Origin of the sequence: Streptomyces sp. BBFR25, assembly GCF_044590125.1 — a bacterium.
Lineage (GTDB): Bacteria > Actinomycetota > Actinomycetes > Streptomycetales > Streptomycetaceae > Streptomyces > Streptomyces canus_D.
On sequence record NZ_CP172447.1, the window covers coordinates 4,291,086 to 4,315,805 of the forward strand.

A 24,720-nucleotide genomic window follows, 5' to 3' on the forward strand; every position below is an offset into this window, starting at 1 on the left:
TCGTGAGCGGAGCCACGGGCGCCGGATCGGCCGGTACCCCCACGGGTACGGAAACGGGCGGCGGCGGCCGTGGCTCCGCCGCGCGTGCGACGGATTCGCACACGACTCAACTGCGCAAGATCGACGACGGAGCGACCGACTCGCACGCGGGGAGCTCGTCCACAACGCATGGATCCCAGGGGGGAACTGTGACGGACACCCGAGGCCAGCAGACTCAGCAGGCGGCCTCGCCGCTGCCGGGAGAACGGCAGCCCCAGCAGCCCGGCGGGCCGTACCACCCGCCGCAGGCCTACCAGACCCACGGCGGCAACACGGCGGCCGTGCGCCGCCCGCGCACCGGCGCACGCACCACGCCCCGCGTGCGCAAGGCGCGGCTGCGTGTGTCGAAGGCCGACCCGTGGTCGGTGATGAAGGTCAGCTTCCTGCTCTCCATCGCGCTCGGCATCTGCACCATCGTCGCGTCCGCCGTGCTGTGGATGGTCATGGACGCCATGGGCGTCTTCTCGACGGTCGGCGGCACGATCGCCGAGGCCACCGGGTCCAACGAGTCCAACGGCTTCGACCTGCAGTCCTTCCTGTCGCTGCCCAACGTGCTGATGTTCGCGACCGTCATCGCGGTCATCGACGTGGTCCTCGCGACGGCCCTGGCCACCCTCGGCGCGTTCATCTACAACCTGTCCGCCGGCTTCGTCGGCGGCGTGGAGCTGACGCTCGCCGAGGACGAGTGATCCGCGGCTCGGCCCCGCTCTCCGGCGGTGCGACAACCGATTTTGGGACTGCCCGCCTCGTGCGCTAATCTTCAGGAGTCAGCGCGCGGGACATACACCGCAGAGCGCGGCGGGGCTATAGCTCAGTTGGTTAGAGCGCATCCCTGATAAGGATGAGGCCACAGGTTCAAATCCTGTTAGCCCCACCAGCACGAAGACCCCCAACCGGATCCGGTTGGGGGTCTTCGCGTTCGGCGTGGTGGGGCGGGGGAGTTCAAGAAAAGACCCGACCGCTGGCGACGGGGGATGCGCCAGCGGTCGGGCTGTGGACAAGGCTAACAAGGCCGGGTGTCCAGTGGGTGCCGACTGGTCGGTCGGGTGACCGTGTTGTGACAGGGATCACGTATGCGGGGGCGGGCTCACCGGTCGCACGGTGGTTCGTAGTCCAGGCGCGGCAGGTACTCGTGCCACTTCTCCTCGGTCAGCACGCCCCGGGTGGCCGAGCAGATGCGGTCGATGGCGTCGTCCACGCCCAGGCTCCACAGCCGGACGGTGTCCGTGCCGCTGGAGACCCCGAGCATGTGGTGCCCGGGGCTGAAGGACAGGAAGTTGCCCGCCTTGGCGTTGGGGCTCATCGCCTGGCCGATGGGGGCGGCCTCGGCGGGGTCGGTGACGCTCCAGAGCCGGACCGTGTTGTCGTTGGCGCCGCTGGCCAGCGTGGAGCCGTCCCGGCTGAACGTCAGCGACAGCACCGAGTCGGTGTGTCCGGCGAGCGTGGTCCCGCCCCCGGACGCCTCGCCCGGCCCGTCGACGTCCCAGAGCCGGACCGTACCGTCGTCGCTGCCGCTGGCCAGGGTGCGGCCGTCGGGGCTGTAGGCGAGGACGTTGACGGGCCCGAGGTGCCCGGTACGGGCCGCGCCGAGGCGGGTGGCGTGCGCGGGATCGGTGACGTCCCACAGGCGTACGGCGTCGTCCGCGCCGCCGCTGGCGAGGGTGCGGCCGTCCGGGCTGAACGCGAGCGTGTTGACGTATCCCGTGTGGCCCGCGAGCGGCTTGCCCAGACGGCGGGGGCGGGATGGGTCCTCGGCGTTCCACAGCTGGACGGTGCGGTCGTCGTGGGCCGTGGCCAGGGTGCGGCCGTCGGGACTGAAAGCCAGCGTGTCGGGGCCCGCGTACCGGGTGCGCAGCGCCACGGGCGGTCCGTGGGCCTTGGGCCTGGCCGGGTCCGTGACGTCCCACAGCCGCAGCGCGCCGCCCCCCACGAGCACCGCGAGCGTCTTGCCGTCCGGGGAGAACACCAGGGACCGTATGTCTCCCTCGCCGGGCCGGAAGGGGGCGCTCAGCGACACGGGACGGGCGGGGGCGGCCACGTCCCAGAGCCGGACCCGGCCGTCGCGGGCGGCCGTCGCCAGTACCTGTCCGTCCGGGCGGAAGGCTCCGATACGGCCGATCATGTCCGACGTCGGCAGCGACCACAGACGGACCTTGCTGTCACCGCTGCCGGTGGCGAGGGTGTGCCCGTCGGGGCTGAAGCCGAGGGCGTACATCTCACCGCTGCCGCCGGCGAGGGGCACGCCGACCTGTGAGGGGTAGGCCGGGTCGCTGACGTTCCACAGGCTCGCCGTGCTGTCCGCGCTGCTCGCGGCGAGCATGGCGCCGTCGGGGCTGAACGCCACCGCCCAGACGGGTCCGCTGTGGCCGGTGAGTGGTGCGCCGACCGGCTTCGCCCCGGCGGGGTCGGTGACGTCCCACAGCCGTACGGTGTCGTCCGCGCTGCCGCTGGCGAGGGTGCGGCCGTCGGGGCTGAAGGCCACGGAGTGCACCAGGCCGCTGTGACCGGCCAGCGGTGCGCCGGCCGGCTCGGGGCGGCGCGGGTCGGCCACGTCCCAGAGCCGGACCTTCTCGTCGTCGCCGCCGGCCGCGAGCGTGTGTCCGTCGGGGCTGAAGGCCACCGAGCGCACCGCCGCGGTGGGGCCGGTCAGCGTGTCGAGCGCCTCGGGGCGGCGCGGGTCGGCGACGTCCCACAGGCGGACGGTGCGGTCGTCGTGGGCGGAGGCCAGGGTGTGGCCGTCCGGACTGAAGGCGAGCAGGTAGACGGTGCCGCCGTGCCCGGCCAGCGGGGCGCCGAGCGGGCGCGGGCGGCCGGGGTCCCGCACGTCCCACAGCCGGATCGTGCCGTCGTCCGACGCGGTGGCCAGGGTGCGGCCGTCCGGGCTGAACACCGCGGTGCTCACCCAGCTGCCGTGCCCGGTGAGGGGCTTGCCCAGCCGCTTCGGACGGCCGGGGTCCGAGACGTCCCAGAGCCGGACGGTCCGGTCGTAGCTGGCCGTCGCGAGGATCCGTCCGTCGGGGCTGAACGAGGTGAGGTACACGGCGCCCGTGTGGCCGAGGAGCGGGGTGGCCAGGGGCGCGTTCACGATCGAGATCAGCCGGTTCCTGACGTCCTCGTCGTCCGGCCGCAGGCGGTGCGCCGCCAGGTCGAGCTGGGCCGACAGGGACGGGTCCGTGTCCTCGACCCGGTCCGCTTCGGCGACCACCTGCTCGAACACGGCGTCGTTGCGCTGCTGCCAGGCGAGTACCGCCGAACCGACGGCCACGAGGGTCAGGACGACCAGCGCGGACACCGCGGCACGCCTGATCACGACGGTGCGCCTGCGCAGCCTGACCGCGGCGGCCAGGAACTCCACCGCGCTGCGGGTGAGGAAGGTGTCACCGGCCGACTTCGCCCAGCCGCCGGCCTGCTCCAGCCGGGAGCCCCGGTACAGCAGTGCGCTGTCGCGGTCCGACTCCTCCCAGGCCAGGCCGTCCTCCTCCAGCCGCTGGCGCAGCAGGTTTCCGGCGCGGTCCTCGTCGATCCAGTCGCGCAGCCGGGGCCAGGCGTGCAGCAGCGCCTCGTGGGTGATCTCCACGGTGTCCGAGTCGAGCGTCACCAGCCGGGCCCGTACCAGCGCCTCCAGCGACTCCTCGGTCTTGTCGGGGTCCACCGACTCCTCGGCCAGCCGACGCCGCGTGCTGCGCCTGCGGGTGGCCTGGGTGTCCTCGCTCAGCCGGACCAGCCTGAGCAGCAGCAGCCGCGCGGCCGTGCGGGCCGCCGGGTCCAGACCGGACCAGGCCCGTTCGGCGGTCGCGGCCACCGCCCCCTGGATGCCGCCGGCCGCGCGGTAACCGGCCAGGGTCAGCCGGCCCGCCTTGCGCCGCTGCCAGGTCGCGAGCAGGGCGTGGGAGAGGAGCGGCAGCACACCCGCGTCGTGGGCCCCGCGCGGGCTGTCGGTGCTCACCTCGCGGATGATCAGCTCGGCGAGTCCCGGTTCGAGCTCCATGCCGACGGCCCTGGCGGGCGCGGTCACCGCCTCGCGCAGTTCCGCGGTGGTCAGCGGCCCGAGCACCATGTGCCGGTGCTGCAGCGCGTCGGCCAGCTCGGGGTACCGCAGGCACCGGTCGTAGAAGTCGGCGCGTACGCCCAGGGTCACCAGCACCGGTGGCGGGCCGCCGTCGGCGCCGGGCGTGCAGGCGGCCTGGAGCAGCCGGATGAACACGCGCCGGTCCGCCTCGTCGGCGCAGAGGGTGAAGAGTTCCTCGAACTGGTCCACGATGACGACCGGACGGGCACCCGGCGGGGCGCCTGTCGGGGCATTGTGGAGTGCCCGGGGGTCTCGGTTCGGCCGGTTGTTCCGGCCGTCCGGGCTTGTCGGGCTTGCCCGGCCGGTTTGTTCTGGGTGGGTGACTTGTCCGGTATGGGTGTCCAGGCTCGCCTGGCTTGGTTGCTCTGCGGGGGCGTCCGGGCCGCTCCGGTCGATCAGGTCTGCCCTGTCCGCCTGGTCTCCCGGGTCTGTCCGACCGTCCCGGCCCGCATGGCTCGCCTGCCCTGCCGGGCTGCCCCGGCCGCCCTGGCTGCCCCGGCTGCCCGTCCCGTCCCTCCCGTCCGGCCCGGACGGGCGTACCGCGGTGGCCGCCCATGCCGCGACGGCTGCCCTCGCCGCGTCCTCCGCCCGTGGGCGGCCCGGGGGGTGGGGCTCGGGGGCGCCCGGGTCCGGGGTCGCCGCCTCCTGGGCCGCCGTCTCCTGGGCCGCCGCTTCCCTGATGGCGCCGACGACCGGCGCGAGCTGCGGTATCAGGCGGGTCAGCTCGCCGAGCGGGTCGGCCCCCGGCACGAGCTGGAGCACCCGCCTGGGCGGACCGTCGCCGGCGTCCGGCGTGCCGGTGCGCAGAGCGGGCACCAGACCGGCGTTGAGCAGCGAGGACTTCCCCGCTCCGGAGGCGCCCACGAGCATGACCAGGCCGCCGGTGTCCCGCGTCGCGTGGAGCTGGGCGACCAGGGCCCGCGTGCTCCGCTCCCGCCCGAAGAACCAGTCGGCGTCCTGTCGGCGGTAGGCGGCCAGTCCCCGGTAGGGGCAGATCCCGCCGGGGGCCGCCGGAGCCTCGGCGGGGGGCTGCTCCGCGGCCGCGGTCGGCGCGGGGCGTTCACCGGTCGGGTCGGCCAGCGCCCGCTCCCACAGGCGCTGCCACTGGGCCAGGTCGTACAGGCCGGTGGAGACCGGTACCGGCCGGGCGCGCCGCGCCTGGGGTATGAGGACGTGCAGGACGGCCGCCAGGGCGGGGAACTGGGCGGGCACGTTCTTGGCCCGCCGCCAGTCGCTGATCCGCTGGGCGGAGACCCGCACGGGCCGCCCTCGTTCGTCGACCCGCTGGAGCCGGACGACGGCCTCGGACACACGTTTCAGGGGAGGGTTGCCCGCCTCCCTGTACAGCAGTGCGAGGCGTTCCGCGAAGGCCGTGCGTGCCCCTGAGTCGAAACTCAAGGTCTCCACTCCTTACTTCCCCCGCACCTGGACGTCCGGACCGGAAAACTCACTCTATACGGCTGACCTGCGGCTACAGGGGTCGCATGAGTCCGGAACCTCCTCTGCGGCGACCACGGGTGGCAGGATCGCGTCGCAGTGGCGAGGCGGCCCCGCGGCACCCGGACAGGTCAGCGGCTCAGGACTCGGAGAGCCACCCCATGAGGCCGCATGTTCTCGGTCAGCTTTCGGTGGCCCGCCCTCCCCGCCCCGGTCCGGTACCGCCCACGAGAACGGCGCCGGCATGGTTTGGCACCGGTCCCCACGAGGGGAGGGACCGGAGCCAAACCATGCCGACGCGTACGTGTGGATGAGGGGCGGGTGCGACCGCCGCGGTCAGTCCCCGGCACCCGCCCGGCGCGCGGGCGGGACCAGCAGATCGCGCTCCGGATGCTTCTCGCCGGTGACGCCGCCCCGGATGCCGAGGTCGGCCCTGGCGTCCTCGTGGAAGGCGTTGATGGCGCGGAACGCCGCCCGGTGCCGCTCCCGCCACTCCTCCAGGGTGCCCTCGATCCGCCCGGTCGCCTGCCAGTCGATCTCGGCGAGCACCACGTTCAGCTCGTGCCCGGACTCGATGGCCTCGTCCCCGCCGAGCAGCATGACCCGCTCGAAGGCCGAGCCCCAGCGCCGGCTCGCCTCCGCCAGGTCGTCGCGCAGGTCCTCCTCGCTCCGGTGGCTCTCGCGCAGCCCTTCCCGCGTCTCGTACAGCGGCACGGACGCGGCGATCCTCATCTTGGCGGCGTCCACGTACTCCCCGTAGGCGTCGACCTTCTTGTCGTCCCACCTGGTGAGCAGCAGGTGGCGGTTCCTGCTCCGCTCCATCAGATGGTTCGTGACGTGCGTGGTCAGCGCGCCGAGCAGGACGGCCGCGATCGTCACGAGTTGCTCGCCGGTCCCCAAACCGTCCCCCAGTCACGACTCCGCACTGCGTACGAGTGTCGGATGATCTTATGAGGACCGGGGAGGGCCGGCCAACAGGCGGGCGGGCAAGGCGGATTCAGCGTGCCGGTCCGTGGGCAGGCAGGTCGTGAAGGCCCCGAAACCGACCGCCGCTGGAGTGCGCATGAGGATCTCCGTCGACCCCGAGCAGTGTTACGGCTCCGGAGACTGCGTCCACCGGGCCCCCGCCGTGTTCACCCAGGTGGACGGCCTGGGTGCCGTCATACCCGGCCGGGAACACGACGTCGACGCCCCCCGGGTGCGGGAGGCGGCCGAGGGGTGTCCGTCCGCGGCCATCACCCTCACGCCCACGGAGACGGAAGGGGCCCGAAGCTGAGCACCCGGGGCGAACCGAAGGCCGCCGTCACCGAGGCCCTGGTCGGCCTCGCCGCCCGGTACGTGCGCAACGGGCCCGGCACCTTCGGGAAGGCGGCCCTCGCCACCCGCTGGCTGAACCCGCGGCTGCGCGAGCGTCCCCGCCGGGCCGTCGTCGAAGCGCGTACCGGCGATCTGTTCGCCGTGGACACGCGGGACCTCATCCAGCGGTACCTGTACCTGTTCGGCGCCTGGGAGCCGCACCTGACGGGCTGGCTGCGGCGCCGGCTGCGGCCGGGGGACGGCTTCGTCGACGTGGGGGCCAACATCGGCGTCTTCAGCGTCCTGGCGGCCCGGCTCGTCGGTGACGAGGGCCGGGTCGTCGCGATCGAGGCGTCGCCCGACCTCCACCGCCACCTGGTACGGAACGTCCGGCTCAACGCCCTGGGCAACGTCCGCGCGCTCAACGCCGCCGTCTCCGACCGCCCCAGGACGCTGACGTTCGCGCTCGCCAGCTCACGGAACACGGGGGCGAACAGCATCGTCCCGTACGACGGCCCGGTGGAGTCCAGCTTCCAGGCTCGGGCCCGGCCGCTGCCGGAGCTGCTCGACGCGGCGGAGATCGCGACCGCCCGGGTGATCAAGATCGACGTCGAGGGCGCCGAGGGGAGCGTCGTGCGCGGTCTCGCACCGGTGCTGGGCGCGCTGCGGCCCGACGCGGAGATCACGGTCGAGGTGTCGCCCGAGCGCATGGTCCGGCTCGGGGACCGGGTCGACGACCTGCTGGCGGTGATGCGGGACGCCGGGTTCCACGTCTACCGGCTGGCCAACGACTACGCGCCCGGGAGCTATCCCCCGGCGCTGAGCGGTGCGCCCCGGGCGCCGGTCCGCCTGCGCGGGCCGGTGACCGGGGAGAGCGACCTGATCTTCTCGCGAGTCGACGCGGAACGGCTGCCCTGACCGCGGGTGCGCGCCCCTGGCCTCTGCGGCTGTTCTCAGAGGCGCTCGCGCCGGCCGTCGGAGCCGTCGGCGTTTCCCGGCAGTCGCCATCCGAAGGACGCCAGAGCGCGCGCCCTGGCGTCCACCACCGCCATCCGGGCCCCGCGTTCGACCGGGTCGGCATGGGGCGCCTGGCCGGTCTCCTGGCCCGCCCACTTGCGGTAGAGGAGGCCGACCTCCGCCGAGAACCAGCCCCGGCTCACGGCGTCCAGCGCCAGCAGCAGGCCGGTGTCCTCGGACGCGGGCAGGGCCATCCAGCCGCCGAGGGCGAGCAGCAGGTCCCGCCGGACGAGGAGGGTCGCCGGGTGCACCTGGGCGCGGAAGCCGTTCGCCTTCCAGAAGTCGAGCACCGCCCCGCGCTCGATCGGCCCGTGCGCCGGGTCGCCGGGGAAGCCGGCCGTCGAACCGTCGGGCAGGAGGTCCAGGACCCGGGAGGTCGCCCACCCGATCGACGGGTCGGCCTCCAGGGCGGCCAGGTCGCGGGCCAGGGTGCCTGGAGTGAGCCGGTCGTCGGCGTCCAGGACCTTCACGTACGGGCCGTCCGCGTGGGCCAGGGCCATCGTGCGCGCCACCCCGGGCCCGCCCTGCCGGCCGTGGCGCCCCTGGTGGAAGGCGACCCGCGGGTCGTCGGGCACATGGGGCCGGACGTCCTGCGTGCGGCCGTCCTCCTGGATCACCCAGCGCCACTCCCAGCCGTCGGGCAGTTCCTGTGCGCACAGCGAGGCGTAGGCCTCGGGGAGGAAGGGGGCGGAGGGGCCGTGGACGGCCGTGACGACGGTGACGCGCCGGTTCACGGCGGCACTCACCACCTTTCCAGACGGGTCGTGAAGAGCAGTTCGGTGCGGTCGCCGGGCAGCGTGACGTCGGAGACGTCGACCACCCGGCCCTCGGTGTCGTACGAGGTCTTGCGGAGCAGGATCACCGACGTGCCCGGCGGCAGGTCCAGCGCCGCGGACTCCTCCGGTGTCGGCGGGCGGGCCGTCAGGCGCTCCTCCACGCGGTCCAGTTCGACGCCCACGGTGCGGAGTTGGTGCTGGGTGCCGCCCGGCCAGGGCTCGTTGGCCTCGTCCAGGAGGTCGGGGTTGGCCGCGATCATGTCGCGCAGGAGGTAGGAGGTCACCAGGTTGAACGGGGCGGGCTCGGCCGAGTACCGCGTGCGGTAGACGCGTCGGAGCAGCACGGTGCCCGCCGGGACGCCGAAGGCCTCGGCCAGTTCCGCGGACGCCTCCTGCTCGCGGTACTCCGCGTGGAAGACGAGGTCGTCGGCGCGCAGGCCGGTGTCGCGCTCCGTGGCGCCCGTCTCGGCCCGCGTGGCCAGCGGACGCCGGGCCCGGTCCTTCTCCCACTGGTGCCTGCGGTTGTCCCGCACCGCCGGGGTGCGGGGGCGGCGGACGAAGGTGCCGAGGCCGTGCCGCTTGTCGATCAGGCCCTCGTCGCTCAGCAGCCGCAGCGCGTTCTGCACGGTCGGCACACTGCGCCGGTAGTGGTGGGCGAGGTCGGCCTCCGAGGGCAGCCGGTCGCCGGGGCGCCGCTCACCGGCACGTATGGAGCGGCGCAGATCGTCCGCGATCACTTCGTAGGCCTTGGGCATGGCCGCAGGCTACAACTCCTCAAGAGGTCTTGAAGAGTTGAGGGTGCGAGATGGCCGTGATTGACCGGGTATCACCCTGTTCACGGGCACACATGGCGGCGGCCCGGCTGCTCTGTCGAGCTGCCGGGCCGTTTCTCGCGTGTGGTGCGTACGCAGATCGCCGTTACGTCGGGGTCGGGGTGTGTGCGGGCCGCTCAGCGTTGGAGCGGGATGGTGTGCTGGGCCGGGGGCTCTGCTGCGGTGTCGTCGCAGCGGAGGCCGGTGGTCGCGGCGGTGGCGGCGGATGTGGCGGTGGCCGCGGCGTCGGCGAGCGGGCGGTGGCGGCAACTGGGTGCCGCGCCGTGGGCCTCGGCGCGGATGCGCTGCTTCATCGTGGGGGGCAGGGAACCGGTTCGGGACCAGGACCAGGGGGCCGCCGCCGCGGGTGCCGCCTCGGGGGAGGCGCTCTCGGTGTTGCTGTGCGTTCCGGTCTGCGGTACGGCTGCGGTGGCCGTCGTCGTGATGAGTCCGAGCGCCGTGCACAGCGCGAGGAAGGCGGTGACGATGGTGGTCCAGAGCGTCAGGACCTTGTTCCGGGCCATGGCCCCTCACTTTCGGGTTGGGCGATTTGCGTACTTTCCTCATGATGTGTATGAGGGTCGCGAAGTGGTGGACCGACGCCCGTGGCGCGTCGATGTTCAGATGAACACCACTCGAATGGCCGCAAAGGGCTGGAAAAGGTCCCCAGACGGGAGAGAGTCGGGCAAAAGTCACCGCGCGTGAGGGTGTGATCACCCTCCGATCAGAACGGGTTCGTCCGCTTCTAAAGGGGTCCGGCGACGGGCAGTTGACCGTCGACACAGGTCACCGATCGGTATCGGCCGGTGTGTATAGTCGGGCGCCAGAAGTCCCCTACGTCAAGGAAAGACGAGGTCGCGCGGTGAAGAAGCTTCTCCTGGTCGCACTGGCCGCCATCGGCGGGCTCCTCGTGTACCGCCAGATCCAGGCGGATCGCGCCGAGCAGGATCTGTGGACGGAGGCGACTGACTCCGTGCCCACGGGTTCGTGAGAACGACCGACATCCGGTCCTGAGCAGACCCCGGCCGTCATACGGTCGGGGTTTTGTGTTGCCCGGACGGGGCACGGTCCGCTGGGGACGGGCGGCCGGGGGCGGGCGGCCACAGAGCCGGTGAGCGCGAGGGGTGGCGGGTCATGGGACGGTGGTGTACGGCTCGGCGGCGCGCCGGAACACGGCGAGCGCGGCCGTCGGTGACCGCGCGACCGGCGCTGACCGGGCCGGTGGCCCTGGGAGCCGCCGTACTCGTACTGGCCACAAGCGCCGCCCTGCCCGGAGCCACCGCCCGCGCGGCCGATGCGCTCGGCTCCGCCGGTGCGAGCACCGGGTACGACTTCGCCGGCGACGCCGTACGGATCGCGGGCGCGCGTGCCACCGCGGGCGCCGAACCGCTGGAGGCCGGTGCCACGTACCGCAGCACCCTGCCGAGGAGCGGCGTCCTCTATTACCGCCTCGAACTCGACGACGCCTCCGACGCCTACGTCTCCGTCACCGCCGTACCCGGCGCGGACGGCGAGCTGACCGCCGTCGACGGCATCCGGGTCTCGATGCAGGACGCCGACGGCGGGTCGTGCTCCGTGCAGAGCGCGACCTTCGGCGCCGCCCGCAGCCCCCGTCCGGTCACCGCCTGGGGCCTGCGCGAGATCGACTCCGGCGCCAACCGGTGCCAGGACCCCGGCACCTACTACGTCGGCGTCGAGCGGACCCGGCCCCAGGACTCCCCGCCGGACGACTGGGACCTGGAACTGACCGCCGCCACCGAACCCCGCCCGCGTCAGACCGGCGCCACCGAGGCGCCCCGGACCTGGGACTCCGCCTCGCCCGAGCCGCTCCCCGGCGAGCCGGAGCACCGGCCGGGCGGCAACGGCTTCGCCCACGCCACCCCTGTAGGGCAGGGCGTCTGGCGCGACGACATCCGGCCCGGGGAGACCCTCTACTACAAGGTGCCGGTCGACTGGGGCCGCCAGGTGTACGCCACCGCGGAACTCGCCGGTTCCGCGGACGCCTCCGGCTACGCCACCGGTGCCCTGCGGCTGGCCCTGCACAACCCCGTGCGCGGCGAGGTCGACGACGTCGCCAAGGGCTACACCGGGCGCCCGACCACCGTCGGCCTCGCCCCCCTGCCGCCCGTGGCGTACCCCAACCGGTACGCCACCGCCGGACAGGTCGGCGCGTTGCGGTTCGCCGGGGAGTACTACGTCGTGATCCACCTCGCGGCCCAGGTGGCCGACGACTTCGGCCAGGGCCCGTTCGGCGTGACACTGCGCCTGCGACTCGGGGGAGCGGCACGCACGGGCCCCGACTACGCGGGGGAGTCCCGGCCGAAGGGCCTCTTCGAGATTTCCGCGCAGGACCGGGCGGCGGCGACGCCCGCGAGCGCCGACCCGGACGACGACCTCGCCATGAAGGCGGTCGCCGTCGGCGGGATCGGCACCGGCAGCCTGCTCCTCCTCGGCCTGGCCGTGTGGACGGCGACGGCCCGGCGCCGGGCCTAGGCACCCAGTTCCGCGTGCCGGACTCAGATGCGGGTCAGCGCCCAGAAACCCACGGCGTAGCAGGCCAGCGCGAGCAGCAGCAGCGGCAGCACCACCCGGGCCGGGGGACCGGGACGGCGGCGCCGCCGGGCCCCGCGGCGCTGGGCGGGCGGGGCGGACCGCGGATTCGGGGCGGTGTACGCGGCGGTGGGGACGTCGGTGCGCTGCGGCGGGGACGGCGCCAGAGCCTCGGCGGGAAGCGGCGGCCCGTACGGCGCCCGGTCCGGCGGCAGGTGCTGCGACGCGCCCGTGAACGCCGGGTACTGCGCGGGCGGTTGCGCCGTGTTGGCCCCCGCAGCCGACGCCGACTCCGACGTGTCGGTCGGCTGCGGGGGCGGCAGGTGGAAGCTGCCGGTCTCCGACATGGCACCCGCCCGCGGCGTTCCGCCCGAGGCCGACCGCACCGGCCCGGACACCGACGGCGGCGCCGCGGGAACGCCTCCCGTCCAGCCCTGGCCGGGCGGGAGGCCGGATGGTGTGGACGCCGGTGACGGGTCCGTGCCCGGGACGGCAGGTGACGGCCGGTCCTGGTCGGACGGCGGGCCGGTCGGCGGCGTCGGCGGGGTGTGCGGTGTCCGGTCCGGGGACGGGGCGGGCGGTGGAGGCGTGGTCGGCCACGACGGTGTCGGTGGTGTGGCGTGCGGGGGCGGGGCCGCGCTCGCAGGGCGTCGCGGGTCCGTCGGTACGTCGTCCACACCGGAGGCCCGCTTGAACGGGCCCTCGGGGCCGAACCCCGTCGGCAGCGGGCCGACCTGGTCGAAGATCTCGATCAGCTCGTCGTCGGGCCCGGGCTCCGGCAGCAGTTCCACCGCCGCGGCCAGCGCCTTGCGCGCCCCCGTCGCGGTACGGAACCTCGCCGACGGGTCCGGCTGCAGCAGCGTCGCCACGACCTGCCACAACGGCTCGGCAATCCCCCGCGGCGCGGGCGGCGTACCGTGCTCGGCGAAGTGCTGGACGAGCGCCTTGGCGTCCGGCTTGGCCCCCTCCAGCAGATACAGGGCGACCAGCCCCACCGCGAACAGGTCCGCTGGGAAGTCCGGCTCCGCACCCATCATCTGCTCCGGCGCCAGGTAACCCGGCGTCCCCACCACCAGGTTGGTCTCCGTCAGCCGGGGCTCACCCAGCCGCATCGCGATGCCGAAGTCGGACAGCCTGAGGCGCGGACGGCCCGTCCCCGTCGCCTCCAGGAGCAGGTTGGCGGGCTTGATGTCACGGTGCACCACGCCCTCCCCGTGCACCGCCGCCAGCCCCGACAGGAGCTGGTCGAGCAGCGTGCACACGAAGTCGGGCGGCAGGGGCCCGTAGTCCCCGACCAGATGGACCAGCGAACCCCCCGTGACCAGGTCCATCGTGAACAGGACCTGGTCGTCGTCGGCGGCCCAGCTCGCGGGCGCCAGCACATGGGGATGATCGATGCGCAGCGCCTGCTCCCGGACGAACCGCAGCAGCGAGTGCGCGTCCCGCTGCTGGAGCACCTTCGCGGCCACATAGCGCCTGCGGCGGTGGTCCCAGGCACGCCAGACGGCACCCACCCCGCCCCGGCCGATCGGATCGACCAGCTCGTACCGGCCCGCGAAGACCTCACCCATGGCTGTGCGCCGCTCCTCCCCTGGGACCTGTCGCGCCACTCCCGCGGGCCCGGCCGCCGACCCCCTCGGCGACCGGGCCCACGGGGTCAGTTCTGGTGGGACTGGTAGTGCGCGACCGCGTCCGATGTGCGGCCCGCGCCGTACACCCGCAGGAACTCCGCCAGCTCCGGATGCGAGGAGGACAGGGAGTCCGCCGCGTCGATGATGTCCCCGGCGGCCGCCACCGAGCGCAGCAGCGACTGGATCTCCCGCACCACCCGCTTGACCGTCGGCGCACCGGAACTACCGGTGGTCGTCGTGGTGTTGCTGAGCACCGAGCCCCCCTGCGACTTCTTGATCTCGTCCATGCGCTCCGTGGCCTCGGCCGCGCTCACACTGCCGTCGGCGACCTGCCCCGCCAGGTCCTGCAGCAGCTGCACCCGCTGGACCACCGCGGGATTCCCGATCTTCGCCCGCTGGCCGCTCATCAGCTGCGACAGCATCGGCGCGGACAGCCCCAGCACCCCCGCGAGACGAGCCTGGTTGAGACCGAGATCGTCGATAAGCCTGCGGAAGAGCGCCCCCAGCGGCTCCCCGTACCAGTTCCGCTGCAGTTCCCGCGCTCTTGCGGTGGCTTCCTGCTGTGCGGCGTCCATTGCGTCTCCCCATCGCTTCCCCAAAAACCGCAGTTCGCTCCAGCGAACCACGCCGAGCATCTTACGGAGCGTGGTCGTTCCCCGGGACCCCCAATCATTTGTGAGATACGGGGGGCGACCCGGTACTCTGGTCCGCGGCACCCGACGGTCCGCGACACCAGGACCGGCGAGGCTGCCCGAGGGGCCTTAGCTCAGTTGGTAGAGCGCTGTCTTTGCATGGCAGATGTCAGGGGTTCGACTCCCCTAGGCTCCACCGTCAATAGCGCCTCCGACCTGCGAAAACATGGGTCGGAGGCGCTCTGTTCTCTCCAGGCGGGCCGCAGCGGCCCGGCCGTCCGGGCCCGGCGGGCGGAGACGTTCCTCACCGTCGTCATCGTCACACCGTGCCCGACACCGCCCGCACCGACCGGGTGATCGACAACAACCGGAGGGAAAGGGCCAGTTGACCACGGAGAACAACGCTCCGGCGCCCGCGCCGGCAACACAACGGGCTCACGGACGGGTCGCTCTCGACGCCCGGGCGGCGCTGTCCGCTCTTGATATCGTCACCCCACAGGGCATCAGCGCCACACCCCGGCGGGGCGGTGCCACGTGGCTCATCGCCGTCGGAGCCGTCCGTTCGCTACCGACGAGGTGGAAGGGGTAGACCATGCGGGCCAAGGTACGAGCCGCTCTCGACGCGCTCTACATGAAGCGGCTGGTCAGGGAGTTGGAGGGACGCCCACGCCCCCAGCACATCGGCATCATGCTCGACGGCAACCGCCGGTGGGCCAAGATGTCGGGCATCGACGACCCCCGCGAGGGTTACCGGGCCGGCGGCGCGAAGGTGCTGGACTTCCTGCGCTGGTGCGACTCCGCGCAGATCGAGCACGTCACCCTGTTCATGCTCTCCGACGACAACCTCCACCGGCCCGAAGAGCAGCTGAACCCCCTCATCGACATCATCGCCGAGGTCGTCGAGCAGCTGGCCGCGCCGGGCAATCCCTGGCCCGTCGAAGCCGTCGGCGCCCTGGACCTGCTGCCCGCCGAGTCCGCGAGCCGCCTGAAGACCGCCACCGCCGCCACCCAGGGCCGCAAGGGCGGTACCAAGGTCGATGTCGCCGTGGGCTACGGAGGCAGGCGCGAGATCGTCGACGCCGTGCGTTCCGCCCTGATGGAGCACAGCTCCCAGGGTGGCGACATCGACGAGTTCATCGAGACCTTCACCATGGAGCACATCTCCAAGCACCTGTACTCCAAGACACGGTCCGAGTCCGACCTCATCATCCGCACCTCCGGCGAACAGCGGCTCTCCGGATTCCTGCTCTGGCAGTCCGCCTACGCCGAGGTCCACTTCTGTGAGACCTACTGGCCGGACTTCCGCGAGATCGACTTCCTGCGGGCGCTGCGTTCCTACTCCCTCCGGGAACGCCGCTACGGCCGCTGAGCGCCGTTTCACGTGAAACATCGCTGCGGGGCGGGAGACTCAGGGTCTCCCGCCCCGCAGCGATGAGAAGCACCAGCCGACGCCGGTACGGCGAGCGAGGGTCAGCGGGGCTCGTCGCCCTCCGCCGCCTCCTCCTGGGCCTGCTTGGCCTGCACCTCCGGATCGAGGATGGCCTCGCCGGTACCGTCCACCGACGTCAGCCGGCCCGACTCGGGAACCTCCGTCGCCTCCGGCGGCTCCACCAGCCAGTCCGGGTTGGCCTGCTTGTCCCACCACTTCCACGCCGCGAAGGCGCCGCCCGCGACGATGCCGACCACCGCGAGGGCCTTGGCGACCCGACCGGCCCTGGCCCGTCGCTGGTGCCGGCGCGTCAGCCGCTGGATCTCCTTCGCCGTGACCTGACCACGCAGCGCGGCCAGCGCGGCCGCACCGCGCGCCGTGGCCTCCTCGCGCACGGGACCGGCCGCGGCCACCGCCTGCTCAATCATCGGTCGTGAATAGTCGGCCGCCTGCCGGGCAGCCAGACGCGTACGGATCGCGGCCTCCTGCGCGGCCGCGTCCATCTTCGGCGGCACATGCGTACGGGCCTGCCCCAGCCGCGGCGCGACCCGCGCGCCGTACTGAAGCCGGGCCTGGTCTGCGGCCTGCGACACCTTGGGCGCCAGCCGTACGCGCGCCTCCTGTGCATAGTGAGCGGCCCTGTCCTTGGCCGTGTCGGCGTAGGGCGCCACCACTTCCGCGGCGTGCAGCACGCTGTCCTTCGCCGAACCGGTCGCGGCGCGCACGCTGTCGATGCGGGTCACGGGTTCCTCCTCCTCGGTGGCGTACGGTCATTCGACTTTCCACCCTTTTACGGATCATGCCTGTGGACGCACCGCCAGGCATGTGAGGGCGGGCATCCGGGTCACGGACGCGACCGCTGTGCCCTCTGGGACAAGTGGTGATGAAGTTGCGGACAAGAGCTGATCGACATCAATAGCGGACGAATACCGGGCAACACGCGGCTGCCCACGACCTTGCCACGGATCGGCGCCCCACGCTCGTGACCCAGCGGGATGAGCGACGAACGCGCCCCCGACCGTGGGAGGATCGGTGCGCACACAGGACGAGGGAAGGCACATCGTGGCCGAGCAGCTCTACGCCACCCTGAAGACCGACCAAGGTGACATCGAGGTCCGGCTGCTGCCGAACCACGCACCCAGGACCGTCAAGAACTTCGTCGAGCTCGCCCGCGGCGAGCGGGAGTGGACCCATCCCGCCACCGGCGAGAAGTCCATGGCCAAGCTCTACGACGGCACCGTCTTCCACCGGGTCCTCAGCGGCTTCATGATCCAGGGCGGCGATCCGCTGGGCAACGGCACCGGCGACCCCGGCTACCAGTTCCCGGACGAGTTCCACCCCGACCTCGCCTTCGACAAGCCCTACCTGATGGCCATGGCCAACGCCGGTCCCGGCACCAACGGCTCGCAGTTCTTCATCACCGTCTCCCCGACGACCTGGCTGAACCGCAAGCACACGATCTTCGGCGAAGTGACCGACCCGGCCAGCCAGAAGGTCGTCGACACCATCGCCGCCACGCGGACCAACCCCCGCACCGAGCGCCCCCTCACCGACATCGTCATCGAGTCGGTCGTCATCGAAACGCGGAACGTCTGACGTCCCCGCACACCGGGCAGGAACCAAACGCCCCGTCCATCCGTAGAGAAGGGCGGGGCGGTGCATCTGCACACACCGCCCGCAGGGACGACCTAGGGGATGCCATGGACCACGCGGCCGCCGGCCGACCGGACGCCCAGAGCCTGCCCGGTTGCTATCGCCATCCCGACCGCGAGACCGGTATCCGCTGCACCCGCTGCGAGCGCCCCATCTGCACGGACTGCATGATCAACGCCTCCGTGGGCTTCCACTGCCCCGACTGCGCCGCCGGCCGCACACCGGGGGCCGGCGGACCGGCCCCGAGCGCCTCCCGGCCCCGCACCCTCGCGGGCGGCACCGTCGCGGCCGACCCGAGCCTCGTCACCAAGATCCTGATCGGGATCAACGTGGCGGTGTTCATCGCCGTCCAGGCGCTGCCCGACTCCTTCCTCGCCGACCTGGTGCTCATCGGGCGCTGGCCCCCCGCCCCCTTCGTCCCGACCGAGGGCGTCGCGGAGGGCGAGTGGTACCGCCTGGTGACCACGATGTTCACCCACCAGGAGATCTGGCACATCGGCTTCAACATGATCACCCTGTGGTTCCTCGGCGGCCCCCTGGAGGAAGCCCTCGGCAGAGCCCGCTACCTCGCGCTCTACCTCGTCTCCGGCCTCGCCGGCAGCGTCTGCGCCTACCTGCTCGAGGCACCCACCACGGCCACCCTCGGTGCCTCCGGCGCGATCTTCGGCCTCTTCGGCGCCACCGCCGCACTGATGCGCCGACGCAATGCCGACATGCGGCCGGTCGTCATCCTGCTGGTGATCAGCCTGATCTTCACCTTCACCCGGGACAACATCTCCTGGCAGGCCCACGTCGGCGGCCTCGTCGCGGGTGCCGTGATCGGCTGGGCCATGCTCCACGCCCCGCGTGAGCGGCGCACGCTCGTCCAGTACGGCACCTGCGCGCTGGTCCTCCTGATCGTCGTCGGACTGACCCTGTTGAGGACGGTCCAGCTCACCTGAGCACCCGTTGTCCACAGTAGGTGGCGGATCTTGTGCACAGCGTGCGGGAACACATGTGCCCCCTGTCGCTGACCAGTGTTATTGCAGGTCAGGCAGGGGGCGAACATGCTTTCGGGACCTGGGGTCAGCCGGTACTTCCGTCACACCGGCGTCAATGTCCGACGGGTTATCCACAGATCGTCTTTCTTTTCCCCATGTGGATAACGCCTGTGGATAACTCCGTGGACAGCCCTGGGCAGAGCTACCGCGGAGCCGCCGCGGGGGCTACTTCCACTGCGTGGAGACGCCGAAGCCCGCGGCGATGAAACCGAAGCCCACCACGATGTTCCAGTTGCCCAGGGAGTCGATGGGAAGGGAACCGTCGGTGACGTAGAAGACGACGATCCAGGCCAGGCCGATGACGAACATGGCCAGCATGACCGGCGCCACCCAGCCGCGGCTGGTCAGCTTGATGCTGGTCGCCTGCTTCGAGGGCGGCGGCGTGTAATCGGCCTTCTTGCGGATACGTGACTTCGGCACGAGGGTCTCTCCTGTCGATGCGCTGCGTGGCCGCGCAGGGAACGGGGCTCGGTCTCGGGTGCGGCGTACATGGGACAAGGGGACTCTGAGCGCTCCCCCGGGCGTCCGTTAGCGTAGTCCTTCCGTGGCGCCGAAGGAGATAAGGGTACGTTGAGCAATTCTGCCGACTCCCCCGGGACGGGATCCAGCCCTGTCCGCCGGCGCCGTTTCCGGCCCGTGCGGATCCTCACGGCGGCCGTCTTCGCCCTCGCGGGACTCATCTTCTTCACCAGCTTCGACACCGCGAAGGGCACCAATATCCGTACGGACGCCTCTTTGCTCAAGTTGTCCGACCTCATCCACGAGCGCAGCCGGGAGAACGGCGACCTGGAGGAGTCCAACGGAGCCCTGCGCGAGGACGTCGATTCACTCGCCGAGCGCGACGACGGCCGTACGCGCTCGGAGGACGACAAGCTCGCGGCGCTGGAGGAGAAGGCGGGCACGCAGAAGCTGAAGGGCGAGGCGATCACCGTCACGCTCGACGACGCCCCGCCGGACGCCACCGCGAAGCTCCCCGGCTATCCGGAACCGCAGCCCGACTACCTGGTGATCCACCAGCAGGACCTCCAGGCCGTGGTGAACGCGCTGTGGCAGGGCGGCGCCGAGGGCATCAAGGTCATGGACCAGCGGCTGATCTCCACCAGCGCGGTGCGCTGCGTGGGCAACACCCTGATCCTCCAGGGCCGCGTCTACTCACCGCCGTACAAGATCCAGGCGGTCGGTGACCCGGAGCGGCTGAAGAAGGCGCTGGCGAAGGCGCCGGCGATCCAGAACTACATGGTGTACGTCAACGTGTACGGGCTCGGCTGGAAGGTCGAGGAGGACGGCCGGGTGACGCTGCCGGGCTACTCGGGCACGGCCGACCTGCACTATGCCCAGCCTGTGGATTAGGGCCGTTCCGGAGGGCCGCGCGCCGCTAGTCTGGTGCGGTACGGCGTGAGTCTGGCGCCGTGGTGCGACGGAAGGGACGGCATGTACGGCTGGATCTGGCGGCATCTGCCGGGGAACGCGTGGGTGAAGGCGCTGCTCTCGCTCCTGCTGGCGATGATCGTGGTCTACGTCCTCTTCCAGTACGTCTTCCCGTGGGCCGAACCGCTGCTCCCCTTCAACGATGTGACGGTGGACAACCAGTGAGCGCGCGCATCCTCGTCGTCGACAACTACGACAGCTTCGTCTTCAACCTGGTCCAGTACCTGTACCAACTCGGCGCCGAGTGCGAGGTGCTGCGCAACGACGAGGTGTCGACGGCCCACGCCCAGGACGGCTTCGACGGCGTGCTGCTCTCGCCCGGCCCGGGTACGCCGGAGCAGGCCGGGGTGTGCGTCGACATGGTGCGGCACTGCGCGAAAACCCGGGTGCCGGTCTTCGGCGTGTGCCTGGGCATGCAGTCGATGCAGGTGGCGTACGGCGGTGTGGTGGACCGGGCGCCGGAGCTGCTGCACGGCAAGACCTCGCCGGTGGAGCACACGGGCCAAGGGGTCTTCGCGGGGCTGCCCTCGCCGTTCACGGCGACGCGGTACCACTCGCTGGCGGCCGAGCCCGCCACCGTGCCGGCGGAGCTGGAGGTGACGGCCCGTACGCCCGACGGGATCGTGATGGGCCTGCGCCACCGGGACCTGCTCGTCGAGGGCGTGCAGTTCCACCCGGAGTCGGTGCTGACCGAGCACGGGCACCGGATGCTGGCCAACTGGCTGGTGGAGTGCGGCGACCGGGACGCGGTGGCGAGGTCGGCGGGGCTCGCCCCGGTGGTGGGCAGGGCCACGGCGTGACCGCGCTGCGCCCCGAGCGCGACTCCGGCACGGCCGGTGACCAGGGATCCTCGTACGGGCAGCCGTACGGGGATTCCGGTGCGTTCGGGGAGCAGTACCGGCCGCCGCTGCTCGACGACGAGACGGTGGCGCTGCGGATTCCGGAGCCCCCGGAGCACCGCACGGCCGCCGAGCATGGCTCCGCCGCCGCCTCTGCCGGGGACGGCCCCGCGGGCGGGGGCCGCGCGGCCCGCAGGAAGGCCGCGAAACGGCGCCACGGGCGCCGTGGGGCGCCCCGGGGCCAGTCTCCGGAGGAGGAGGCCGAACAGAGGCCGAAGGCGCCCCTGTCGCGCGTGGAGGCCCGTCGGCAGGCGCGGGCGCGCAAGCCCGGTGCCGCGGTGATCGCCAGCCGGGCGATCGGTGAGATCTTCATCACGACCGGTGTGCTGATGCTGCTGTTCGTCACCTACCAGTTGTGGTGGACGAACGTGCGGGCGCACGCGCAGGCCAACCAGGCCGCGAGCAACCTCCAGGACGACTGGGCGAACGGCAAGCGCAATCCGGGCTCGTTCGAACCGGGTCAGGGGTTCGCGCTGCTGCACATTCCCAAGCTGGACGTGGTGGTGCCGATCGCGGAGGGCATCAACAGCAAGAAGGTGCTGGACCGGGGCATGGTCGGGCACTACGCGGAGGACGGGCTGAAGACGGCGATGCCGGACGCCAGGACCGGCAACTTCGGCATCGCGGGCCACCGCAACACGCACGGCGAGCCCTTCCGGTACATCAACAAGCTGGAGCCGGGCGACCCGATCGTGGTGGAGACGCAGGACAAGTACTTCGTGTACAAGATGGCGTCGATCCTGCCGGTGACGTCGCCCAGCAACGTCAGCGTGCTGGACCCGGTCCCGAAGCAGTCGGGCTTCAAGGGACCCGGCCGCTACATCACCCTCACCACATGCACGCCGGAGTTCACCAGCAAGTACCGCATGATCGTGTGGGGCAAGATGGTCGAGGAACGGCCGCGCAGCAAGGGCAAGCCGGATGCGCTCGTCAGTTAAGGGCGGATGACCAGTGGCATCGACCACCGACACGGATCAGCAGGAGCACGCCGGCGAGGACGGCCCACCCGAGTCCGGGGCGGGCCGCCGCGGGCGCGGTCCCCGGCGGATCGTCGCGCTGGCGGTCAGCGTCTTCGGCGAACTGCTCATCACCGCGGGCCTGGTGATGGGCCTGTTCGTCGTCTACTCGCTGTGGTGGACGAACGTGGTCGCCGACCGCGCGGCGGACCAGCAGGCCGAGAAGGTCCGGGAGAACTGGGCCCAGGACCGCGTGGGCGGGAACGGCGCGAATGGTCCGGGTGCCCTGGACACCAGGGCGGGCATCGGCTTCCTGCACGTCCCGGCGATGGGCGAGGGCGACATCCTGGTGGAGAAGGGCACGTCGATGAAGGTCCTCAACGACGGCGTGGCCGGCTACTACACCGACCCGGTCAAGGCGACGCTGCCCACCTCGGACAAGAAGGGCAACTTCTCGCTCGCCGCCCACCGCGACGGGCACGGCGCCAAGTTCCACAAGATCGACAAGATCGAGAAGGGTGACCCGATCGTCTTCGAGACGAAGGACACCTGGTACGTCTACAAGACGTACGCCGTCCTCCCCGAGACCTCGAAGTTCAACGTCGACGTCCTCGACGCGGTCCCCGGCGAGTCCGGCAAGAAGAAGGCCGGCCACTACATCACCCTGACGACCTGCACCCCGGTCTACACGAGCCGCTACCGCTACGTGGTGTGGGGCGAGCTGGTCCGCACGGAGAAGGTGGACGGGGACCGCACCCCGCCGAAGGAACTGCGCTGAGCCGCACCCCTACGACGGAGCCCCGGTCCCTCAGCTGAGCTGAGGGACCGGGGCTCCGGTCGGTCGGGCAGGCGGGTCAGTCGCCGAAGCCGGGCAGACCGCCGATGGCGCCGCCGTTGTCGTTGCCGCCGTTGTTGTTGCCGCCGTTACCGCCGTTGCCGCCCACCGTGGTGAGGGTGATCTGCGTGGCGGCCGGGTCGTCGACCTCGCTGTTGGCCGGCGGGTTCTGCCCTATGACGACCGCGTTGCCGTCGTTGGGACCGTTGACCTGGATGTTGGTGAAGCCGGCCTGCTGCAGGGTCTGCTGGGCCTGGCCCAGGGGGGTACCGAGCTTGATCTCCGGCACCTTCTTCTTCTCCACGGCCTTGCCGACCACGATCGTGACCTTCGAGCCCGGGTCGACCTGCTGGTTCGCCGCGGGCGTCGTGGAGATGACCTTGTCCACCTGGTTCGGGTCGTTGGTGGGCTGGTCCGAGCAGGTGGCCTCCAGGCCGTTGCTCTCCATCTGGGCCTTGGCCTCGTCGCAGCTGCGGCCGACGACGTCCGGGACCGTGGCCTTCTCCTCGGCCTTGGCGACCTCCAGGGTCACCGTGGAGCCCTTCTCCAGCTCCTTGCCCGGGTCCGGGTTCTGGCTGAGGACCGTTCCCTCGTCCTGGGAGGACTCGGTCTGCTTGGTCTCGACGTCGAAGCCCTTGTCCTCGAGCTGCTTGGTGGCCTCGTCGACGTTCTTGTCGATCACGTTCGGGACGGCGACCTTGGGCGCGCCGGTCGAGACCACCAGGTTGACGGTGGACTCCTTGTCGACGCTGGTGCCCTGCTTGGGGTCCTGGTCGCAGACGCTGCCCTTCTTCTGGTCCTCGCAGGGCTTCTGCTCGACCGTGCCCAGCTTGAGGTCGGAGTTGGTGAGCAGTTGCTCGGCGTCGTTCTGCGTCTGCCCGACAAGTGCGGGCACGTCGACCTTGTCGTTGCCCGCCCCCCCGCCCCCGCTGAAGGCGTACTTGCCGATCAGGATGGCGCCGACGAGGACGAGGATGCCGGCCAGGACCAGGAAGATCGTGGAGGTGTTCTTCTTGCGGGACTGCTGGCGGCGCCGGTCGGGGCGCTCGTCGTAGCCGTAGCCGCCGTCGTCCGGGTTCATGGGCGGCAGCATGGTCGTGGCGCCGCCGCCCGCGTCCGAGCGCAGGGCGGTGGTCGGCTGGTCGTCGGGGTAGGCGCCGTAGCCGCCGGCGGCCATGGCGCCCATCGCGGCGGTGGCCGCGACGGGCTGGCCGTCGAGGCAGGCCTCGATGTCGGCGCGCATCTCGTCGGCCGACTGATAGCGGTAGTCCGGGTCCTTGACCAGGGCCTTCAGCACGATCGCGTCCATCTCGGGCGTGATCTCGGGGTCGAAGACGCTCGGCGCCTGCGGTTCCTCGCGCACGTGCTGGTAGGCGACCGCGACCGGGGAGTCGCCCACGAATGGCGGACGCACGGTCAGCAGCTCGTAGAGCAGGCAGCCCGTGGAGTACAGGTCGGAACGCGCGTCGACCTGCTCGCCCTTGGCCTGCTCCGGGGAGAGGTACTGGGCGGTGCCGATCACCGCGGCGGTCTGCGTCATCGTCATGCCGGAGTCGCCCATGGCGCGGGCGATGCCGAAGTCCATGACCTTGACCTGGCCGTTGCGGGTGAGCATGACGTTGGCCGGCTTGATGTCGCGGTGGACGATGCCGGCCCGGTGCGAGTACTCCAGGGCCTGGAGGATGCCGATGGTCATCTCCAGCGTCCGCTCCGGCAGCAGCTTGCGGCCGGAGTGGAGCAGCTCACGGAGCGTGGAGCCGTCGACGTACTCCATGACGATGTACGGGATCGACACGTTGTCGATGTAGTCCTCGCCCGTGTCGTAGACCGCCACGATCGCGGGATGGTTGAGCGAGGCGGCCGACTGGGCCTCTCGGCGGAACCGGGCCTGGAAGGACGGGTCGCGCGCGAGGTCCGCGCGCAGCGTCTTCACCGCCACCTGGCGCCCGAGCCTGGTGTCATGCGCGTGGTAAACCTCCGCCATGCCACCACGGCCGAGCACCGGGCCCAGCTCGTACCGGCCGCCGAGGCGACGCGGCTCTTCCATGGTTACCTACCAGCCCTCTCCGTCGGTCCCGACCGGCATGCTTGTACGGTCGGAGGCTGCCGTCCGGCCTACCGTACCCGGCTCGCTCCTGGCCCCTTGGCCGAGCCGGGCAGCCGATACAGGACCGGTATCGCAACGTGCGCCGATGTGAAGGGGACGTGACCGGAGTCACGC

Annotated in this window: 23 protein-coding genes and 2 tRNA genes; 15 read left to right on the forward strand and 10 right to left on the reverse strand. The window is 71.8% G+C overall.

What is annotated here, in order from left to right; genetic code table 11:
- Positions 1–2: 2 nt before the first annotated feature.
- Together ACGH52_RS19505 and ACGH52_RS19510 are read left to right on the forward strand one after the other, a co-directional pair.
- Complete coding sequence (locus ACGH52_RS19505) at positions 3–728, forward strand: DUF3566 domain-containing protein (RefSeq protein ID WP_171987270.1); 726 nt, start codon at positions 3–5, stop codon at positions 726–728.
- 111 nt (positions 729–839) lie between these two features.
- Positions 840–916 (forward strand) — tRNA-Ile (locus ACGH52_RS19510).
- 210 nt (positions 917–1,126) lie between these two features.
- On the opposite strand, the gene ACGH52_RS19515 is transcribed toward ACGH52_RS19510, so the two are convergent.
- Together ACGH52_RS19515 and ACGH52_RS19520 are read right to left on the reverse strand one after the other, a co-directional pair.
- Entirely contained in the window at positions 1,127–5,515 is a 4,389-nt protein-coding gene (locus ACGH52_RS19515) for a hypothetical protein (protein ID WP_399941028.1), read from the reverse strand.
- Positions 5,516–5,881: 366 nt separating this feature from the next.
- Complete coding sequence (locus ACGH52_RS19520; protein ID WP_193777409.1) at positions 5,882–6,424, reverse strand: hypothetical protein; 543 nt, start codon at positions 6,422–6,424, stop codon at positions 5,882–5,884.
- 184 nt (positions 6,425–6,608) lie between these two features.
- Between ACGH52_RS19520 and ACGH52_RS19525 the strand changes: the two genes are divergently transcribed.
- Positions 6,609–6,821: a ferredoxin gene (locus ACGH52_RS19525; RefSeq protein WP_121700790.1), complete on the forward strand. Its 213-nt coding sequence runs from the start codon at positions 6,609–6,611 to the stop codon at positions 6,819–6,821.
- 62 nt (positions 6,822–6,883) lie between these two features.
- Positions 6,884–7,759: an FkbM family methyltransferase gene (locus ACGH52_RS19530; protein ID WP_399946801.1), complete on the forward strand. Its 876-nt coding sequence runs from the start codon at positions 6,884–6,886 to the stop codon at positions 7,757–7,759.
- A 35-nt stretch (positions 7,760–7,794) separates the two neighbouring features.
- On the opposite strand, the gene ACGH52_RS19535 is transcribed toward ACGH52_RS19530, so the two are convergent.
- The 3 genes from ACGH52_RS19535 to ACGH52_RS19545 form a co-directional block, all read right to left on the reverse strand.
- Positions 7,795–8,604: a glycosyltransferase family 2 protein gene (locus tag ACGH52_RS19535; RefSeq protein ID WP_399941032.1), complete on the reverse strand. Its 810-nt coding sequence runs from the start codon at positions 8,602–8,604 to the stop codon at positions 7,795–7,797.
- The gene (locus tag ACGH52_RS19540; protein WP_076975190.1) at positions 8,601–9,389 is read right to left on the reverse strand and encodes a GntR family transcriptional regulator; all 789 of its coding nucleotides are present in this window, start codon (positions 9,387–9,389) and stop codon (positions 8,601–8,603) included. The genes ACGH52_RS19535 and ACGH52_RS19540 overlap by 4 nt, the downstream gene beginning before the upstream one ends.
- A gap of 194 nt (positions 9,390–9,583) precedes the next feature.
- Entirely contained in the window at positions 9,584–9,970 is a 387-nt protein-coding gene (locus ACGH52_RS19545) for a DUF6344 domain-containing protein (RefSeq protein ID WP_121700789.1), read from the reverse strand.
- Positions 9,971–10,308: 338 nt separating this feature from the next.
- On the opposite strand from ACGH52_RS19545, the gene ACGH52_RS19550 reads away from it, so the two are divergent.
- Both ACGH52_RS19550 and ACGH52_RS19555 read left to right on the forward strand, forming a co-directional pair.
- Positions 10,309–10,437, forward strand: a complete 129-nt coding sequence (locus ACGH52_RS19550; RefSeq protein WP_003999697.1) for a DLW-39 family protein — start codon at positions 10,309–10,311, stop codon at positions 10,435–10,437.
- Positions 10,438–10,580: 143 nt separating this feature from the next.
- Positions 10,581–11,939 carry a hypothetical protein gene (locus ACGH52_RS19555; protein ID WP_399941036.1) on the forward strand — a complete coding sequence of 453 codons (1,359 nt, stop codon included), beginning with the start codon at positions 10,581–10,583 and terminating at the stop codon, positions 11,937–11,939.
- A gap of 23 nt (positions 11,940–11,962) precedes the next feature.
- Here ACGH52_RS19555 and ACGH52_RS19560 read toward each other — a convergent pair whose 3' ends face one another.
- Entirely contained in the window at positions 11,963–13,567 is a 1,605-nt protein-coding gene (locus ACGH52_RS19560) for a protein kinase (protein ID WP_399941039.1), read from the reverse strand.
- Positions 13,568–13,653: 86 nt separating this feature from the next.
- Positions 13,654–14,202, reverse strand: coding sequence for a DNA-binding protein (locus ACGH52_RS19565; protein ID WP_121701350.1), 549 nt, complete (start codon positions 14,200–14,202; stop codon positions 13,654–13,656).
- A gap of 180 nt (positions 14,203–14,382) precedes the next feature.
- On the opposite strand from ACGH52_RS19565, the gene ACGH52_RS19570 reads away from it, so the two are divergent.
- Together ACGH52_RS19570 and ACGH52_RS19575 are read left to right on the forward strand one after the other, a co-directional pair.
- Positions 14,383–14,455: transfer RNA gene (locus tag ACGH52_RS19570), tRNA-Ala, on the forward strand.
- 396 nt (positions 14,456–14,851) lie between these two features.
- Entirely contained in the window at positions 14,852–15,628 is a 777-nt protein-coding gene (locus ACGH52_RS19575; RefSeq protein ID WP_052836731.1) for an isoprenyl transferase, read from the forward strand.
- Between the two features lie 101 nt (positions 15,629–15,729).
- Here ACGH52_RS19575 and ACGH52_RS19580 read toward each other — a convergent pair whose 3' ends face one another.
- Complete coding sequence (locus ACGH52_RS19580) at positions 15,730–16,431, reverse strand: DUF5324 family protein (RefSeq protein ID WP_399941044.1); 702 nt, start codon at positions 16,429–16,431, stop codon at positions 15,730–15,732.
- Positions 16,432–16,750: 319 nt separating this feature from the next.
- On the opposite strand from ACGH52_RS19580, the gene ACGH52_RS19585 reads away from it, so the two are divergent.
- Positions 16,751–17,284: a peptidylprolyl isomerase gene (locus tag ACGH52_RS19585; protein WP_076975203.1), complete on the forward strand. Its 534-nt coding sequence runs from the start codon at positions 16,751–16,753 to the stop codon at positions 17,282–17,284.
- Between the two features lie 104 nt (positions 17,285–17,388).
- Positions 17,389–18,282 carry a rhomboid family intramembrane serine protease gene (locus ACGH52_RS19590; protein WP_399941047.1) on the forward strand — a complete coding sequence of 298 codons (894 nt, stop codon included), beginning with the start codon at positions 17,389–17,391 and terminating at the stop codon, positions 18,280–18,282.
- 264 nt (positions 18,283–18,546) lie between these two features.
- Here the strand turns inward: ACGH52_RS19590 and crgA are convergent, their stop codons facing one another.
- Positions 18,547–18,801, reverse strand: a complete 255-nt coding sequence (gene crgA, locus ACGH52_RS19595; RefSeq protein WP_003975080.1) for a cell division protein CrgA — start codon at positions 18,799–18,801, stop codon at positions 18,547–18,549.
- 150 nt (positions 18,802–18,951) lie between these two features.
- Between crgA and ACGH52_RS19600 the strand changes: the two genes are divergently transcribed.
- The 5 genes from ACGH52_RS19600 to ACGH52_RS19620 are packed head-to-tail and all read left to right on the forward strand — an operon-like array spanning position 18,952 to position 22,442.
- Positions 18,952–19,731, forward strand: coding sequence for a DUF881 domain-containing protein (locus ACGH52_RS19600; RefSeq protein ID WP_171987263.1), 780 nt, complete (start codon positions 18,952–18,954; stop codon positions 19,729–19,731).
- A gap of 45 nt (positions 19,732–19,776) precedes the next feature.
- The gene (locus ACGH52_RS19605; RefSeq protein WP_171987257.1) at positions 19,777–19,974 is read left to right on the forward strand and encodes a hypothetical protein; all 198 of its coding nucleotides are present in this window, start codon (positions 19,777–19,779) and stop codon (positions 19,972–19,974) included.
- Positions 19,971–20,609 carry an aminodeoxychorismate/anthranilate synthase component II gene (locus ACGH52_RS19610; protein ID WP_076975180.1) on the forward strand — a complete coding sequence of 213 codons (639 nt, stop codon included), beginning with the start codon at positions 19,971–19,973 and terminating at the stop codon, positions 20,607–20,609. The genes ACGH52_RS19605 and ACGH52_RS19610 overlap by 4 nt, the downstream gene beginning before the upstream one ends.
- A complete protein-coding gene (locus ACGH52_RS19615; RefSeq protein ID WP_210975179.1) occupies positions 20,606–21,646 on the forward strand; it encodes a class E sortase in 1,041 nt (346 codons plus the stop codon). Before ACGH52_RS19610 ends, ACGH52_RS19615 begins: the two co-directional genes overlap by 4 nt.
- 13 nt (positions 21,647–21,659) lie before the next feature.
- On the forward strand, positions 21,660–22,442 hold the full coding sequence (locus tag ACGH52_RS19620) for a class E sortase (protein WP_121701345.1): 783 nt from the start codon (positions 21,660–21,662) through the stop codon (positions 22,440–22,442).
- Positions 22,443–22,518: 76 nt separating this feature from the next.
- Here ACGH52_RS19620 and pknB read toward each other — a convergent pair whose 3' ends face one another.
- Entirely contained in the window at positions 22,519–24,546 is a 2,028-nt protein-coding gene (gene pknB, locus ACGH52_RS19625; protein ID WP_210975180.1) for a Stk1 family PASTA domain-containing Ser/Thr kinase, read from the reverse strand.
- Positions 24,547–24,720: the final 174 nt, after the last annotated feature.